The organism is Chelatococcus asaccharovorans, from assembly GCF_003201475.1.
Taxonomy (GTDB): Bacteria; Pseudomonadota; Alphaproteobacteria; order Rhizobiales; family Beijerinckiaceae; genus Chelatococcus; species Chelatococcus asaccharovorans.
In genome coordinates, this window is sequence record NZ_QJJK01000010.1 from 97,292 (window position 1) to 113,015 (window position 15,724).

Sequence of the window (15,724 nt, forward strand, 5' to 3'; positions counted from 1 at the left end):
TTGCGTCCTAACCGTTGCTATGCCAGTCGCGCCCGCCCTCACCGGCGAGCGAATTCAGAATTCCCTTGCGCGCATTGTCGATGTGAAGACGCATCGCCGCCTTGGCCGCCGCGCCATCACCCGCCTCGATGGCATCGAGGATGGCGAGATGCTCAAGCTTGCCCGGTTCGAAGCGCCGCGGGATGCGCGTCAAACCGAACATCCGGGTGCGCTGACGCAGGTCGGTGACGAGGCGCACGATCAGACGATTGCCCGCCGCCTCCGCGATCGAGAGATGAACAAGGTCATCGACGGACCAATGGCGCTCCGATGTCACCTCGGCCGGGGATATCATGCCGTTGACCGCCGCGCGGATGGCACAGAGCTTTACCGGATCGAAGCGGCCGGCGGCGATCTCGGCCGCCTCGCTCTCCACCGCCCTGCGGACCGTGAGGATTTCCATCACGTCTTCGACGAGGATCGGGTTGACCGTCAGCACCCGCCCTTCGCGCCGGACATAGCCTTCGCCCGAAAGCCGGCCAAGGGCCTCGCGTACCGGCGTGCGTGACAGGCCAAGGGCGGCCGCGAGGCGTCGTTCCTGCACCACGGAACCGCCGCCGATCTCGCCGGCCACGATCATGCCGCGGATCTTTTCGAAGGCGATTGCCGACATATTCTGCTCGGCGTTCGAGGGTTGATCCTCGATCTCGTCATCTGCGTCTGTCATGGCATAACTTTGGTATACCACTTGTGCACCGTCAAGCCGACCTTTTGTGCGCCTTGCCTAATTGCCAGGCGCACACTTGCCGGATTCTTGGGCCATCGCGCGGTATGCAAGCTCCGGTGGAACGGCGCCGCGCGCCGCCATAAGCGGGTGGACGGGATCGAAGACATCGGCGCGTGGCCCTTGGCCAGACCGATCAGGCATCCGGCGATGCGGGATGCTGCCACCGCCTCGACAGCCGCATCAGCGGCCGCTTTTTCCTGGATCGTTATGCAGGACTGGTCCGGCGTAACCGTGTCCTGATCCATCGCCAGAGAGGCGCGACGCAATAGCTGGCCACGGGGATGGTGGCCGCCCCGATCGCAACGCCGACGATGCCGGCGCCGGCCGCCTCGACCAGCCAGGACACGACGGCCCCCGCGGCGGGCAGGATATGCGCGGCGGCGGCGCCCGCATCGTGCAGGAGATGGCTCAGCCAGCCGTAGCCGTATCCCGCAAAGCCGTGCAGGATGATGCCGCCACCGACCCAGACCATCGCTGCCGTGCCGAGGATGCCGAGGAGCTTCAGGAAATAGGGCATGCCCCGGACGAGCACCCGGCCGATCAGGCGGGACAGAACGCCGATCGGCGACGACGCGGATACGCGGGCGAGCATCAGACCGACGTCGTCGGCCTTTACGATCAGGGCCACGGCTCCATAGACCGCCACAGTGATGGCGATGCCGACCACGCCCAGCACCAAAGCCTGGGTTGGAAGGCCCGCATCGGGGACTGTGCCCAGGGTGATGGTCATGATCTCGGCCGAGAGGATGAAGTCGGTCCTGATCGCGCCGGCGACCTTCCCGTCCTCGAAGGATTGCGCATCGATGCTGATCGGCTCCACTTCGGCCTCATGCGCGTGGGCCGCATGGGGGAAGAGGAGCCCGTAGATCTTCTCAGCGCCCTCATAGCAGAGATAGAGCCCACCGAGCATGAGGAGAGGCATGATCGCCTGCGGCGCCAGCAGACTGAGCGCCAGGGCGGCCGGCAGCAGGAACACAAGCTTGTTCCGCAGCGAGCCCAGCGCGATCTTGCCGATGATCGGCAATTCGCGCGCAGCCGAGAAACCCGTCACATAGCGGGGGGTCACGGCCGCATCGTCGATCACGACGCCGGCGGCCTTCGTTCCCGCCTTTGCGGTCATGCCGGCGACATCGTCGAGCGAGGCTGCGGCGACCTTGGCCAGCGCGGCGATATCGTCGAGAAGGGCCATCAGGCCGACACTCATGGAGGTCCTCCGCAATTCGGGCCGGCCAGCGCGGCGCCGGCCCGGGAGCCGGACGTAATACCATCGTAAAGGCGTGACAATACCATGCCGTCGGCAAGGCGGCGCCGCACCACGACAGGATCGTGGCCGACGATGATCGGTTCACTGCTGTGATGCGGACGGCGATCAGCCCCCACTTCATGAGGAAGGAGCCGGATCATGCCGCCTATGCGGTCATTCGTCGAACAATCTCGACAGGAACGAGGGACCTGACGGCTGGCGCATCCCCGGCGCGCGGGTTGTCGAGAATATCGCCAATGGCATCAACGAAGGCAGATACGGGCTGGCTGATCGTCGTCAACCCATGCGAAGCCCAAGCGGCTTCGGCGATGTTGTCGAAGCCGATGATCGCCACGTCGCGAGGAACCGACAGCCCCAGTTCAAAGCGCGCCGTATTGAGACATCCCAATGCAGCGCGGTCCGTCACACAGAAGACGCCATCGATGCCCCCTTGCGGAAGGAGGGCGCGGGCGGCCGCGCACCCGGCGCCGTAGTTGTCATCGCCATCGACCCATTCGAAAGCGGGCAGGCCGGCCTTTTTGACGCGATCGAGGAAAGCCCCGGCCCGCCGGCGCTGGCTCGGCGTATTCGCGCGGCTTCGCACAACCCCCATCTTGCGGCGTCCGATCCCCAGAAGATGCTCGGCCGCAAGCGTCCCGCCCAAGACGTCGTCGGTCTCGACCGTATCAACGCTCCCGCCGCAGTCGCCGCGATTGATCAGGATCATCCGCTGATTGTTCCTGAGACATTCCGCGATGATGTCGGCGGGCGGCGCGCCCGACAGAACGATGATGGCCCGTACACGGTATTCGAGCACAAGGCTCATCAGGGTCGTCATATCACCCGCTTCCGCGTTGAGCAGAAGGGTATGCAGGCCCCGCCGGATCAGCATGGCGCTCAAGGCATCGAGCTGCGCCGCGATGAACGGCTCGGAGAGATTGGCCCCCAAGATGCCGATCAGATTCGACTGCGCGGTATGCAGCCCCTGCGCCAGCCTGTTGACCCGATAGCCCAGCTCACGCGCCGCGGCCTGAACCTTTTCGCGCACGGCCTCCGATACGGAGCCACCGGGCGTGAAGGTGCGCGAGACCGCCGAGCGTGACACGCCCGCAAGCCTGGCAACGTCGGCCGAGGTCACAAAGCGTCCCGTCATCGTCTGGTCCCCACATCCATGACCACCCGCCACGCGCCACAAGCGGCGCTGCCGTCACAAAACTGAAGCATAGCCAGACTACCTTGCACTCGTGTGCAAATGCAAGGCAATACTTCCTCCATGCGGAAATATTCTATAATTATTACAGATAGTTAAAAGAGAACATGGCCGATATCCTGCTTGAAAATATTACGAAGAGCTACACGACCAGGAAGGTCCTCGACGACGTCTGCCTGGCCGTCAAAGCTGGCGACTTCGTTGCCGTTCTCGGCCCGTCGGGATGCGGCAAAACCACCTTGCTGCGGCTGATAGCCGGCTTTGAGAAGCTCGACTCCGGCCTGATCCGCCTCGGCGACGTTCCCGTATCGTCAAGCCGGTTCAACGTCCCGCCGGAGAAGCGCAACATCGGCATCGTCTTCCAGAACTATGCGCTCTGGCCGCATATGAGCGTGATGGAGAATGTCGGCTATGCGCTGAAGATTGCCGGCGTCGGCAAGGCCGAGTGGACGCGCCGCAGTCTTGAAGCGCTGGCCGTCGTCGGCATGGAGGGTCTCGGCGAACGTGCCCCATCGGATCTTTCCGGTGGCCAGCGCCAGCGCGTCGCGCTCGCCCGCTGCCTTGCCGCCAACCCGACCGTCATGCTGCTCGACGAACCGCTCGCCAATCTCGACGTCCATCTGCGCGCCTCCATGGAAAACGAGTTCGTCGCGTTCCATCGCCGTACCGGCGCGAGCATGATCTACATCACCCACGATCAGGCGGAAGCCATGGCGCTCGCCGATCGGATCGCTGTCATGGACGCCGGCCGGATCGTCCAGTTCGCCCCCCCGCGCGAGCTCTATCGCGAGCCGCGCAACGAGATGGTGGCGCGCTTCATCGGCAACGGTCTGATCCTTCCCGCCGATGATGTCGATCCGAGTTTGCGGCCTGGCCACGCCATGGTGGAGATTTTCGGCACGTACCACGAGGTTCGGGCCAGCACCGACCAGCAGCGCACATCGCAAGCCAGGGTCTGCGTCCATCCGGCGGGGCTCAAGCTGGTCCGCAATGAGCGGGCAGGTTTCGCCGCCACTGTCGAGCGTGTGATCTATCGTGGCAGCCATAACCAGATCGATTTCCATGCCGATGCCATGCCGCAGGTCTCGCTGACCTTGCACGCGCCGGACAGCGAACCGCTCTCACCGGGCGCCGCCATCGCGGTGCGTATCGATGACGGCTGGGTCATCCCGGCCGCCGCTTGAACACCTTGTCCCTCCCCTATCTGAATCGAGACCCACAATGCGCCTGATCCCTGCCCTTGCTCTCGTCGTGATGGCCGGCACCGCCAACGCCGAGACACTGACGCTCTACACGTCCCAATCGCCGGAAATCGCACAGCAGACGGTGGACGCCTTCCAGGCGAAACATCCCGACATCAAGGTGGAATGGACCCGCAACGGGACAAGCCAGCTCATGAACGTGCTGCGCGCCGAGATCCAGGCCGGGGCCGTGAAGCCCGATGTCCTGCTCGTGGCCGACACGATCAACCTTGGCCTCCTCAAGAAGGAAGGCCGCCTGATGGCCTATCCGGATGCGAAAGTCGGGGGCTACGACGCGGGTACCTATGACAAGGACAAGATGTTCTTCGGGACCAAGATCGTCGCGACCGGCATTGCCTATAACACCGCCAGCGCCAAACCGGTCGCGACGTGGGGCGAACTGCTGACGGAGGACAATCGCGGGCAGATTGCGGTGCCGAGTCCCCTTTATTCGGGAGCCGCGCTCAACCATCTCCACAGCGTCGTCGACGTGCCAGGCATCGGCTGGGACTTCTACAAGGGCCTTGCCAAGATTGGCGTCACCCCTGAAGGCGGCAATGGTCCCGCGTTGAAGGCCGTCGCCAGCGGTCTTGCGAAATACGGGATCATCGCCGATGCCGACGTCATCCGCGCCAAGGCGAGCGGCTCGCCGGTCGACCTGATCTTCCCGAAGGATGGCGTTTCCTTCATCACCGAGCCGGTGGCTATCCTCTCCACGACGAAACATCCGGAAGCCGCGAAGACATTCGTCGATTTTCTGCTGTCGAAGGACGGACAGGCCCTCGTCGCCCAGCAGGGCAACATGCCGATCGACCCATCCGTGACGCCGCCCGCCGGCTTCCCCAAACTCTCGGATATCAAACTCCTGCCCATGGATGCGGACAAGGCCGTGGGCACGGACCGCCAAGTGCGTGAGACGTTCACATCGATCTTCGGCGGCTGATCGGATGGCGGATCTCGCCGTATCGATGCCGCGGGAGCGCCGGCGTTGGCCGACGCTCCCCTTCCGGTCGCAAGGGCTGGTGCTGGCTGCCCTCTGTCTTTTTGTCGCCCTCTTGTCCTTCGCGCCGCTGGCCCGTCTCGTGCTCACGGCCGTTGCTCCCGATGGTGCGGTGGATTTCGGGCGCTTGGCCGATCTCCTTCTGAAGACGCGGACCTTCGTGGCGACGGTCAATTCGCTCCATGTCGCGGTCGCGTCGACGGCGGTGGCCGTCGTTATCGGGACCATGGCGGCGATCCTGACGGTCCACACCGACATGCGCTGCAAGACCGTGTGGGTGTTCGGCTTCGTCTTGCCGCTGATGATTCCGCCCCAGGTGACAGCGCTTGCCTGGGTGCAGGCCTTTTCACCAACGAGCCCCGTTCTCGGGCTGCTCGGACTGGCGCTGCCTCCGGGCGCCCGCCACCCGCTGTTTTCGGCGAGCGGCATCATCATCCTGCTCGGCCTCTACAACGCGCCGCTGGTCTTCCTGACGGTGCGGGCGGCCCTGCGCAGGCTCCCTCCCAATCTGGCGGAGGCCGCACGCGCTGCCGGTGCGGGGAACTGGACCCTGTTCGCGACGGTCGTCCTGCCGTTGGCACGCTCAGGCATCGTTGCAGGCGCGGCCCTCGCCTTCGTCTCGGCGATCGGCAATTTCGGAATTCAGGCCATGCTGGGCATTCCGGCCCGCTTCCCGACCCTCATCACGCTGATCTATCAGCAGCTCAACAGCTATGGACCATCCGCGCTGGCCGACATGGCCGCGCTCGCCCTCTTCCTGTCCGTCATCACGGTCGTCGGCCTCGGCGTCAACAGCCTGTTCGGGCGCCGCGCTGACATACGCGTGGAGGGTGGCGGACATCCTGTCGCGGTCGACCTCGGCCGCTATCGGCCGTGGGTCGAAGCCGCCGCATGGTTGTTCCTCGTCGCGACCCTCATCCTGCCCCTGTCGGCGCTCGTCGCGACCTCGCTCGTCAGGGGCTTCGGCCAGTCGTTGAATGTCGCCAATCTCACCCTGGTCAATTATCAGAACGCCCTCTTCCACCACGGCGCAATTCGCGACGCCTTCCTGACCAGCTTGTCCCTGACGACCGGTGCAACAGTCATCCTGGTGGCCGTGTCGGTGTTCCTGGCCTATTTCCTGACATGGCAGAAAGGGCCTCTGCCCCGGCTTCTCGCGATCGCGACCGAGATCTCTTATGCTCTTCCAGGCATCATCCTCGGTGTCTCGATGATCCTCTTCTTCCTGAAGCCGTTGCCTCTCCTGGGCTTCAGCATCTATGGGACCGTCTGGATCATCCTCGCCGCCTATCTCGCGCATTTTCTCGCCCTGGCCCTGCGGCCGATTCTCGGTGGCTTTGCGCAAATTCACCGCTCGCTGGAAGAAGCGGCACAGGCCGCGGGAGCCGGATTCCTCCAGCGCATGCGCGACGTCATCCTGCCGCTCGTGGCACCCGCCGCGGTCGCCGCCGGCGTGATCGTCTTTATGAGCGCGCTCAACGAGATCCAGGTCTCCATCCTCCTCGTCTCATCGGGCGCCCGGACGATCGGCCCGATGATCGTCTTTCTCGAGGAAGGCGGCTCCTCGACCCTTGCCGCTGCCGTCGGCTGCCTGATGATTGTCATCGTGCTGCTGCTCATGCTCGCGGCCTCCCTCCTGGCTGGGCGCCTGCCCAAAGGGGCGCTGCCATGGCAAGATTGACCGTAGTCAGCGGGGTGGGTGACAAGCTTCCCGCCGCCTTCCTGCTCGAGATCGAAGGACGCCGCATCCTGCTGGACCTCGGCGAGGGACCTGCGCCGGGTGTGCTGCCGGACGTGAGCGCGCTTGGCGCGGTCGATGCGATTTGCGTATCGCATGCGCATACCGACCATGCCGGCGGCCTGCGGCTTGCGGCCCGGCTCGGCAACCCTCCCATCTATGCGTCGGCAGCGACGATCCGACAGCTCCCGCCAGCAATCGCCCATACAGACCGCCTCCGGATCCTGCCGGAGATCGGAGACGCTGACATCGAAGGCGTCCGCGTCCGGCTGGGGCGGAGCGGCCATGCGCCCGGCGGGATCTGGTTTCATTTTCCGGCGGAAGGCGGGTTCCTCTACACGGGCGACTGGAGCGTGGAATCGGCCCTGTTGCCCTTCGACCAGCCTCCGCCCGCGCTATGCGTCGTGACCGACGCCTCGTATGGCGACCGGGATTCCACGCTTGCCTGTCAGATCGACAGGATTGTCTCGGCCTGCGCGGGCGGCGCGGTCCTGCCCGTCCCTTCCGCAGGGCGCGGCCCGGAGATGGTGCTCACCCTTCTGGCGCGCGGGCTTGCACCACGGGCCTGTCCGCAGATCCGCATGGAGATCGAGGGGCTGCTGGCCGGCCATCACGACGCCATCGCAACGCTGCCGCGCCACGAACGCGAAGCGCTTCTTGCAAGGCCGGGGCCGGGCCAGGATTGGCAACCGACGGAGGTCATCGTCGCGGCGGAAGCGAATGGCGAAGCAGGCCTCTCCGCCGACCTCGTGCGGCGCCGCGATGCCCGGTTCCGCTTCATTTTTTCGGGCCACGTGCCGCAGGGTACACCCGCCGCCCATCTCCTGGCCACAGGGCAGGCGCAATGGCTGCCCTGGAACGTTCATCCGCGGCTGCGTGACATTCTTGACCTTGCAAGGACGAGCGGAGCCCGGCATATCGTCCCTGCCTTCGCCAAAAGGGACGGCATGGCCCTTCTGCGCGAGAGACTCGGCAACCGCATCCGGCTCGACCGCAGTTTCGAGTTCGGATCGCACCTGTCACACCCGTTGAGCCCGACAATCACCGAGCCCACGGCGAGTATCGCGCCATGACAATCAGAGACGGAATATACGGATGACCATGGCCACCGCTGCCCATTCGCTCACGGAAGAACAGGAAGACCGGATCCCGGTTCTTTTTCCGATTCTCGGATCCATAGAGCCTTACGGGTCAACGCTCTTTATCGGCAATCGCGTCGCGGCCGACGATCCGGAGCTGCTACAGCAGAACGATATCACGGCGACGATGAATCTCGCCGTCAATATCGAGTTGGAGCCGCTCATGCTTGGCGATGGAACTTCGATCCGTCGCACCCATATCGGCCTGATCGACGGGCCAGGAAACCGGCCGCAGCATCTGCTCGCCGCCGTGCTGGCGCTCGACGGCGTGCTGGGCCAGCTCAGCCCGGGCAAACCTCACTATCCCGCACATCGCCGGGGCAATGTGCTGGTCCATTGCCGCGGTGGCCGCAGCCGGTCGGTGACCGTGGTCGCCCTCTACCTGCACATGGCCCACCCGGAGCGGTTCAGGACGTTCGACGACGCGCTCGAACATGTTCGCAGGGCCAGGGGGCTCGACACCACCCAGCCCCAGCCGGCCATGCTGGCCCTTGCGCAGGACGTGCTCGCACGCGTCGGCAATCTCCCGCTCCTGATGCAGCGATAGGCGGCACATCCCAATAGACTGGATCACTGCGTTGTGGTCCGCCCTATGGGAGCCTAACCACGCGGGCCGTCTGCGGCGGCAGGGCTGTCTCCGTAACGTGAGGAAAGCCCCCTGCTCAGCGCATGCAGACCTGCACGCGGCGGACAACCCAGCGGCCGCGATGGTCTCTCACGCGGCGGTTCTCCCACCAGCAACGCGGCGGGCGCGGCCGGACATGCCGGTTCGGCGGGGGGCCCCATTGGGCGAGCGCCAGGCCAGTCGCCGGCATGACGACATTCGCAGGTGCGACAGGCGCAGCCCCGGCACCACCCGACCAGATCGCTGCGAGCAGAAGCCCGCCGGCGATCATCGTTCCGCGCATGAAAACCAATTCGACCTCCCTGCCCCGTGCTCGGGGGCCTGTCAGAAGCGCCAGATGAGCGGCACCAGGAACACCGCCACGACAAAGAACCAGATCAGCAGAGGCAGGCCGAGCTTCCAGTAATCGCCAAAGGCATAGCCGCCCGGGCCCATCACCATCAGGTTCGTCGGGGTGGCGATCGGCGTCAGGAAGGCTCCGGCCGCCGCCACCGCCGTGCTCATGAGTACCGGTTTCGGGGAAATGCCCATGCTGGTCGCCGCGGCGACGCCGATCGGAATGACGATCAGGGCCGTCGCCGTGTTGCTGATGAGCTGGCCCATGATAGCGGTGAGCACGAACAGGCCGGCGAGCAGCGCGATCGGTCCGGCATCCCCCACCATATAGACGAGACGTTCCGCCATCAGCTTTGCCGCACCGGTTTCCACCATGGCGGTGGACAGGGGCATCATGGCACCGACGAGAATGACGGTGGTCCAGCTGATCGCCCGGTAGGACTGCTCGACATTCATGATCCCCGACAGGATGATCGCCCCCGCCGCCAGCAATCCGGCCACCGCGGGGGGGACGATGCCCGTCGCGAGCAGGAGAACCATGGCAAACAGAATGATGACCGCCTGTTTTGCACCCGGCCCCATCGGCACCGCCTGGCGGCGGACCAGCTCGGGCGAGCTGACGACCAGCACGTCGGGATCGTCGAGATGAATATCGAGGGCCTTCCAGGTGCCCTGAAGAAGCATGGTATCGCCGGCCTGCAACGCGATGCCGCCAGCCTCTCCCGCCGTCTTGGCGGCCGCGAGTTCCGCCCCGGCACGCTGGACCGCAAGAACGATCAGGTCGCCGCTCTCCGTCACCATACCCGGGAACACGGTCTGGCCGATCAGGCCGGAGCGCGGCGGGATCACCACCTCTGCAAGGCCGGAACGCTGATTGAACAGCGTCTCCTCGCCCTGTCCGGCCTTGCCCGTTTCGCGGAAGGCGAGATGCATGTCCCCCGCCAGCAGCGCGGCAGCTTCAGCTTCGCCGCGCACCAGGAGGTGGTCGCCCTCTGCAACGACCGGCCGGCGAAGCGGTCCTGCGGTTTCGCCGTCCTGGATGGCGACCAGCTGCAATCCCGGATAGTCCGAAAGCGCGACCTCTGCCGGCTTCATTCCGATAAAGGGCGAGGAGGCGCGGACCCGCATCTGATAGATACCGCTCGCCAAGCCATATTGTTCGACCAGGGTCTTGGCATGGCGGCTGAAATCGGCGGGCATGGTTGCGCCGTTGCGCTCGGGCAGGAGGCGCTGCCCGAACAGGATGATGATCGCCATGGTCCCCGCCAGCAGGGGGATGCCGGCGAGCGCGAATTCGAAGAAGCTGAAACCGCCGACACCCGCGTCGCTGCCGGCCTCGGAGACGAGCACGTTCACGGGCGTGCCGGTCAGCGCCAGCATCGAGCCGGCATGCGCGGCAAAGACCAGCGGCATGAGCAGCTGCGAGGAATTGCGCTTCAGCCGAACCGCGATCACGACGACCACCGGCAGCAGGGCCGCAACCGCGCCGTTGACGCTGATCAGGGCCGTGAGCACGGCGACAAGCCCCATGGTGAACAGGAGAAGCCGCGTCCGGCTCTCTTCGCCCGCGCCCTTGATCAACAGTTGCCCGGCCCAGGCGGTGACGCCGGTGACCTCGAGCCCGGAGCTCACGACGAACAGCGAGGCAATGAAGATCACCGCCGGATCGCCGAGCCCGCCGAGCGCCTGGGGCAAGGTCAGGACGCCGGTTGCCCAAAGCGCAAGCGCGGTCATCATCGCGACGAGGACAACCGGGATCCTGTTCGAGACGAACAGGACGACCGCGACGGCGATGATGGTGCCGGTATAGGCTATCGGGCTCAATCTCAGCTCCCTGTTCGACCGGTTCTTGCCCGCCGGAGCCGGCCAGCATGAGGAATGCGAACGTTCAGGCCAGTGATCACTCGTCCAGGGTCGCCATCAGGACACCGAGGCGGCAACCCTTCTCATACTCACTGAGATTGACATATTCCTTGATCGTGTGGATCTCGGCCTGGCCGGCCCCGATGGTGATCGTCGGAACCCCGTGCTTATCCAGCCAGTTGGCGTCGAGGCCCCCGTTGGAGAACAGATAGGTCGGTTCGATGCCGAGAAGCGCGAGCGCTTTCGCTGCACGCTTCACCACCGCTGTATCCTGGCCGAGTTCGAAGGGCGGATAGGAAACCGCGCGGCGGAAGGCCACGTCCGCGGTGTCGCCCGCGTGATCCGTCACTGCGGCCTTGGCCTTGGCGAAAGCCGCCTCGTAGGCGTCGACGATCTTGGAGGCGAAGCTCAGCTCGGGGCTGCGCGCCTCGCCCTTGAGGAAGGCATAGTCCGTCACGACATTGGTCGCGTCGCCGGCCGCCTTGCCGTCCTTGCCGCCGAAGATGCCGATATTGCTGGTGCCGCGGCCATCGTCCTTGACGACCTTGCCGAACCAGCCCTCCGCCTTGACCTCGGCCAGGGCGAGCGCGCCGACGAGGGTCGCTGAGATGCCCTTGTCGGGCGCGACGCCGGCATGCGACGCCCGCCCCTTGATTTCGACCTCCCAGTTCTCCTGGCCGACGGCCCCGACGATCAGCTCCGAGGCAAGCTGGCCATCGACGTTGACGCACATGACCGCGCCGCCGAGATCGGCCGGATTGAGCTCACGCGCGCCATGCAGGCCGCTTTCCTCGCGGACCGTGAAGAGCAGCGTGATCGGCGGATGGGGGAGCTTGTTCTTGATGAGTGTCTCGGCCAGCACGACAAGCAGGGCCACGCCGGTTCGCGCGTCGCCACCCAGCGCGGTGGTGCCGTCGGAGACGATGCGATCCCCCTCGCGGCGGGGCTTGGCCCCGGCGCAGAGGGGTACCGTGTCGAGATGCGTCGAGAACAACAGGCGCGGCCCTGGCCGCGTACCGGGCAGATCGACGATGAGGTTGCCGGTCTCGGTCGGGAGCGGGATGCGCGTGTTGACGTCGTCAAAGCGGATGGCCTCCGCCGGCACGCCGGCCTTCTTCAAGGCGTCGCTGACGGCTGCGGCGATATTGGCCTCCTGCCCGGTTACGCCTTCAACCGCAAGAAAGCGCATCAGATGATCGACCGCGGCTTCGACGTCGAGGGGAATGGCGGGGCTCTTCATGATGTCCATCCAATCAGGTGAAAATTGCCGTGTTCCGTTGCGCGCGACCGCCCGTCACAGCCCCCAGGGCAAGCCGAGCATCTTCCAGAGCGCGAAGAGCGCGGTCCACAACACGAACATCCAGACGACATAGGGGAGCATGAGGGACACGACCGTGCCGACGCCGGCATTCCGGTCGTATTTCTGGACGAAGCCGACAACGAGCGCGAAATAGGCATTGAGCGGCGTGATCGCGTTCATCGGCGAGTCACCGACACGATAGGCCGCAAGTACGGCCTCGGGCTCGACCCCGAGCTTCATCAGCAAGGGCACGAAAACCGGCGCAAAAATCGCCCATTTCGCGATGGCGCCGGTGAGCAGCAGATCGATGATCGCGACGACCACGATAAAGCCGAGCAGCAGCGGCAATGCGCCGATATTGGCCGCCTGCAGGGCGCTCGACAGGCTGAGCGCCATCACCGTGCCGATATTCGTATAAGTGAAATAGGCGACGAACTGGCTCAGGACAAAGAACAGGAAGATCGTGCCGCCGAGGCTCTTGATCGATTTCTCGATCGCCGCGATCACTTCCGGCAGGGTTTTCAGGGTGCCCGCGCCGATGCCATAGGCCCAGCCCGTCACCAGGAACATCAGCATGATCAAGGCGATCAGGCCGTTCATGAAGGGCGAATTGCCGATCAGTTCGCCGCTGTCGGGATTGCGCAGCGGGGCCCCGGACGGCAGCGTCAGCAGGCAGAAGACGGCGATCAGCGCCAGCAGCCCAAAGCCGGCGAAACGCAGCCCGCGCGACTCGTGGGCAGCCAGTTCGGACCCCTGTTCGGTCGTCGTCCCCTCCGCGGCCAGCTTCGGATCATAGGTGCCGAGACGCGGTGCGATCACGCGGTCGGTAATGAAGGCGATGACCACCGTCAGGAACAGCACCGAAGCGATGGAGAACCACAGATTCGATGCAAGGCCGATCGAGCGGCTGGGATCGACGAGATGGGCTGCGTCATTGGTGAATTCGACGAGCACCGCATCGAGCGGCTTGATCAGCATATTGACCGTGAACGCCCCGGCGACGGCCGCAAAGCCAAGGGCAAGGCCGGCCAATGGGTGCCGCCCGACGGCCAGATAGGCGATGCCGGCGAGCGGGATCAAGACGAGATAACCGGCGTCCGCCGCGATGCTCGCGAGAATGCCCACGAAGGACAGGATGTAGGTCAACGCCCAGCGGGGTGAAACGATGACGAGCTTCCGGATCAGGGCGGTGACAAGGCCGGATTCCTCCGCGACACCGGCGCCGATCATCGCGACGATCATGAGCCCCACCGCGGTGAAGCTCATGAAATTCGGGATCAGCGACACATAGATGAAGCGGATCCCTTCGATATTGAGCAGGCTGCGTATGGCCGTGGAGGCCATCTCGACCTTGTGCGTTTCGGGATTGATGCGCTCGAAGGTAATCGCCGCGCCGAACAGGCTGAGCACGGCCGAGAGCACCATGACGATGCCGATGAGGATGAGAAAGATCACAACGGGATGAGGAACCATGTTCCCCACCTTCTCGACCGCATCGAGAAATCTCTGCATCGCCGTCTTTGGTGCGGCACTCTCGATCGTCATCTTGCCCCTCCCCGCGTCAATGTTTTCGCCCCGGCAGGGCAGAACGCAGGCACGCCATCGGGCTCACGCCCACATCGCCAACCCTGGGAAACTTAGTTCGCAGTGCAGATTGGGCATCCGCACAGAATCCCAATTCTTGGGCTTCCTGTCCCAAAGTTGGCGCCGTCGTCCTCGGCATCGACCGGACGCTCCCCAGCTTGCTGCGAACCAGGCGGTTCTCTATGTTCGTTCGGCCTCCGCAGGTTCTGTGATCCGATACTGACAGCCCGAGAATGCCGACGTGAGACCGATGCCCGGCACAGAACATCACCCAGCACGCGCCTGTCGGTCCGGTCCCCCTGCAACCGCTTCGGTGATCGTTTGGCGTGTCAGCCGCGGAGCCAGCGCGTAATGCCGGCCGCGTTGTCTCCATGGCGCGGGAGGATCCTCTGGCTTGCGCTTGCGCTCGGCTTGAATGCCTGCACCTCGGTGCCGCGCGGCATGCTGCAGCCGGTCAAGCCCGTTCCGGGCACGGAGCGGGTCGATATGCTGGCGGCAACGACCCGGGCCCCCTCCCTGGATCCCGGCGTGCTCTTCAGCGGAGACCGCGGCGACACGGTGTCATTCGCAAATATCGTCGTCTCGATACCCCGGGATCGTCAGGTCGGCACCATCCAGCTGCCGCGAACGGTCCCGGGCAATCCCGAGACGGATTTCGCCGTTCTCTCCGCAACGCCCATCGCCAAGTCTCATCTGGCCGGCTGGTTCAAGACGACGAGCGGCCGGAAGCGGCGGGTATTCGTCTTCGTGCATGGCTTCAACACACCCTTCGATCGCGCGGTCTTCCGGTTCGCCCAATTGACCTACGACGCTGACGCCGATGCGGCTCCGGTGCTGTTTTCATGGCCGTCGCGCGGCCGTCTGCTCGACTACAGCCGCGACTTCGACAATGCGTCCTATTCGCGCTCTGATCTCGCCTATCTGCTTAAGGTCGCCGCCAGCAGCCCGTCGGTCGGCGAGATCGTCATTCTCGCCCATTCCATGGGAAGCTGGCCTGCGGTGGAGGCGGTCCGTCAACTGGCTCTCGAGCGCGGCGGTGTCCCGCGCAAGATCAAGAATCTCATCCTGGCCTCGCCCGATCTCGACATCGGCGTGTTTCGCCGACAGATCGAGGACATGGGACCCCACCGTCCACAGGTGACGCTGTTTGTCGCACAACATGACAGGGCCTTGCAGCTCTCGCGTTTCATCTCCCGCGGCGCGACACGCCTGGGCGGCATCGACCCGTCACGCGAAGATTACCAGCAGCAGCTGGCAGGCCTCTCGGGAATTACCGTCATCGATCTCAGCGCCATCAATGCCGGCGACCGGATCAACCACGACCTCTACGCCGCGAGCCCAGAGGCGGTCCGCCTGATCGGGGACAGGTTGCTGCAGGGGCAGGTCATCACCGATTCCGATCTGTCGTCCCCCTTGATGACTGCGGACGCAGTCGGCTCCGCGGCCAGCCTCCTTATCACCGCGCCTATACGGATCTTTGACACAGCCACCCAACGTTAGGTTGGGAGAAACTGTCACAGAATTGAGAACTCCGCCCACACGTCACAACGCGAATACAGGTTACAACCCTATCGGGCACCTGCCTAGATTTCAGTGGCGGCACATTTGCTTGTCATCGTTGGATTCGGCTATTACCGTTCGCACATGCATCCAGAATGGTGCAGCGCAGGTGGAAGGAA

The 15,724-nt window shown here is 64.8% G+C and carries 13 protein-coding genes; 6 read left to right on the top strand and 7 right to left on the bottom strand.

Annotation, left to right across the window (positions count from 1 at the left end):
• Window positions 1–7: 7 nt before the first annotated feature.
• The 3 genes from C7450_RS22740 to C7450_RS22750 all read right to left on the bottom strand — a co-directional run bounded on the left by C7450_RS22740 (window position 8) and on the right by C7450_RS22750 (window position 3,162).
• Window positions 8–706 (bottom strand): GntR family transcriptional regulator, encoded by a 699-nt coding sequence (locus tag C7450_RS22740; RefSeq protein WP_110376757.1) that lies wholly within the window; start codon window positions 704–706, stop codon window positions 8–10.
• Window positions 707–971: 265 nt separating this feature from the next.
• On the bottom strand, window positions 972–1,970 hold the full coding sequence (locus tag C7450_RS22745; RefSeq protein WP_110376758.1) for a DUF808 domain-containing protein: 999 nt from the start codon (window positions 1,968–1,970) through the stop codon (window positions 972–974).
• A 205-nt stretch (window positions 1,971–2,175) separates the two neighbouring features.
• Window positions 2,176–3,162 (bottom strand): LacI family DNA-binding transcriptional regulator, encoded by a 987-nt coding sequence (locus tag C7450_RS22750; protein WP_245450063.1) that lies wholly within the window; start codon window positions 3,160–3,162, stop codon window positions 2,176–2,178.
• Window positions 3,163–3,326: 164 nt separating this feature from the next.
• Here C7450_RS22750 and C7450_RS22755 point away from each other — a divergent pair, with 164 nt between their 5' ends.
• Genes C7450_RS22755 through C7450_RS22775 form a run of 5 tightly spaced genes read left to right on the top strand, consistent with a single transcriptional unit; the run spans window position 3,327 to window position 8,884 of the window.
• Complete coding sequence (locus C7450_RS22755) at window positions 3,327–4,403, top strand: ABC transporter ATP-binding protein (protein ID WP_110376759.1); 1,077 nt, start codon at window positions 3,327–3,329, stop codon at window positions 4,401–4,403.
• Window positions 4,404–4,440: 37 nt separating this feature from the next.
• Complete coding sequence (locus tag C7450_RS22760) at window positions 4,441–5,403, top strand: ABC transporter substrate-binding protein (RefSeq protein WP_110376760.1); 963 nt, start codon at window positions 4,441–4,443, stop codon at window positions 5,401–5,403.
• A 4-nt stretch (window positions 5,404–5,407) separates the two neighbouring features.
• Window positions 5,408–7,141, top strand: a complete 1,734-nt coding sequence (locus tag C7450_RS22765; protein ID WP_110376761.1) for an ABC transporter permease — start codon at window positions 5,408–5,410, stop codon at window positions 7,139–7,141.
• Window positions 7,129–8,271: an MBL fold metallo-hydrolase gene (locus tag C7450_RS22770; protein ID WP_110376762.1), complete on the top strand. Its 1,143-nt coding sequence runs from the start codon at window positions 7,129–7,131 to the stop codon at window positions 8,269–8,271. Before C7450_RS22765 ends, C7450_RS22770 begins: the two co-directional genes overlap by 13 nt.
• A 22-nt stretch (window positions 8,272–8,293) precedes the next feature.
• On the top strand, window positions 8,294–8,884 hold the full coding sequence (locus tag C7450_RS22775; protein ID WP_210206510.1) for a dual specificity protein phosphatase family protein: 591 nt from the start codon (window positions 8,294–8,296) through the stop codon (window positions 8,882–8,884).
• 115 nt (window positions 8,885–8,999) lie between these two features.
• Here C7450_RS22775 and C7450_RS22780 read toward each other — a convergent pair whose 3' ends face one another.
• The 4 genes from C7450_RS22780 to C7450_RS22795 form a co-directional block, all read right to left on the bottom strand.
• Window positions 9,000–9,254: a hypothetical protein gene (locus C7450_RS22780; RefSeq protein WP_110376764.1), complete on the bottom strand. Its 255-nt coding sequence runs from the start codon at window positions 9,252–9,254 to the stop codon at window positions 9,000–9,002.
• Window positions 9,255–9,286: 32 nt separating this feature from the next.
• Window positions 9,287–11,122 carry an SLC13 family permease gene (locus C7450_RS22785; protein ID WP_110376765.1) on the bottom strand — a complete coding sequence of 612 codons (1,836 nt, stop codon included), beginning with the start codon at window positions 11,120–11,122 and terminating at the stop codon, window positions 9,287–9,289.
• Window positions 11,123–11,198: 76 nt separating this feature from the next.
• Window positions 11,199–12,410 carry a M20/M25/M40 family metallo-hydrolase gene (locus tag C7450_RS22790; RefSeq protein ID WP_110376766.1) on the bottom strand — a complete coding sequence of 404 codons (1,212 nt, stop codon included), beginning with the start codon at window positions 12,408–12,410 and terminating at the stop codon, window positions 11,199–11,201.
• A gap of 45 nt (window positions 12,411–12,455) precedes the next feature.
• Entirely contained in the window at window positions 12,456–14,006 is a 1,551-nt protein-coding gene (locus C7450_RS22795) for an AbgT family transporter (protein WP_110376767.1), read from the bottom strand.
• Window positions 14,007–14,396: 390 nt separating this feature from the next.
• Here C7450_RS22795 and C7450_RS22800 point away from each other — a divergent pair, with 390 nt between their 5' ends.
• The gene (locus C7450_RS22800; protein ID WP_110376768.1) at window positions 14,397–15,545 is read left to right on the top strand and encodes an alpha/beta hydrolase; all 1,149 of its coding nucleotides are present in this window, start codon (window positions 14,397–14,399) and stop codon (window positions 15,543–15,545) included.
• The last annotated feature ends 179 nt before the right edge of the window (window positions 15,546–15,724 follow it).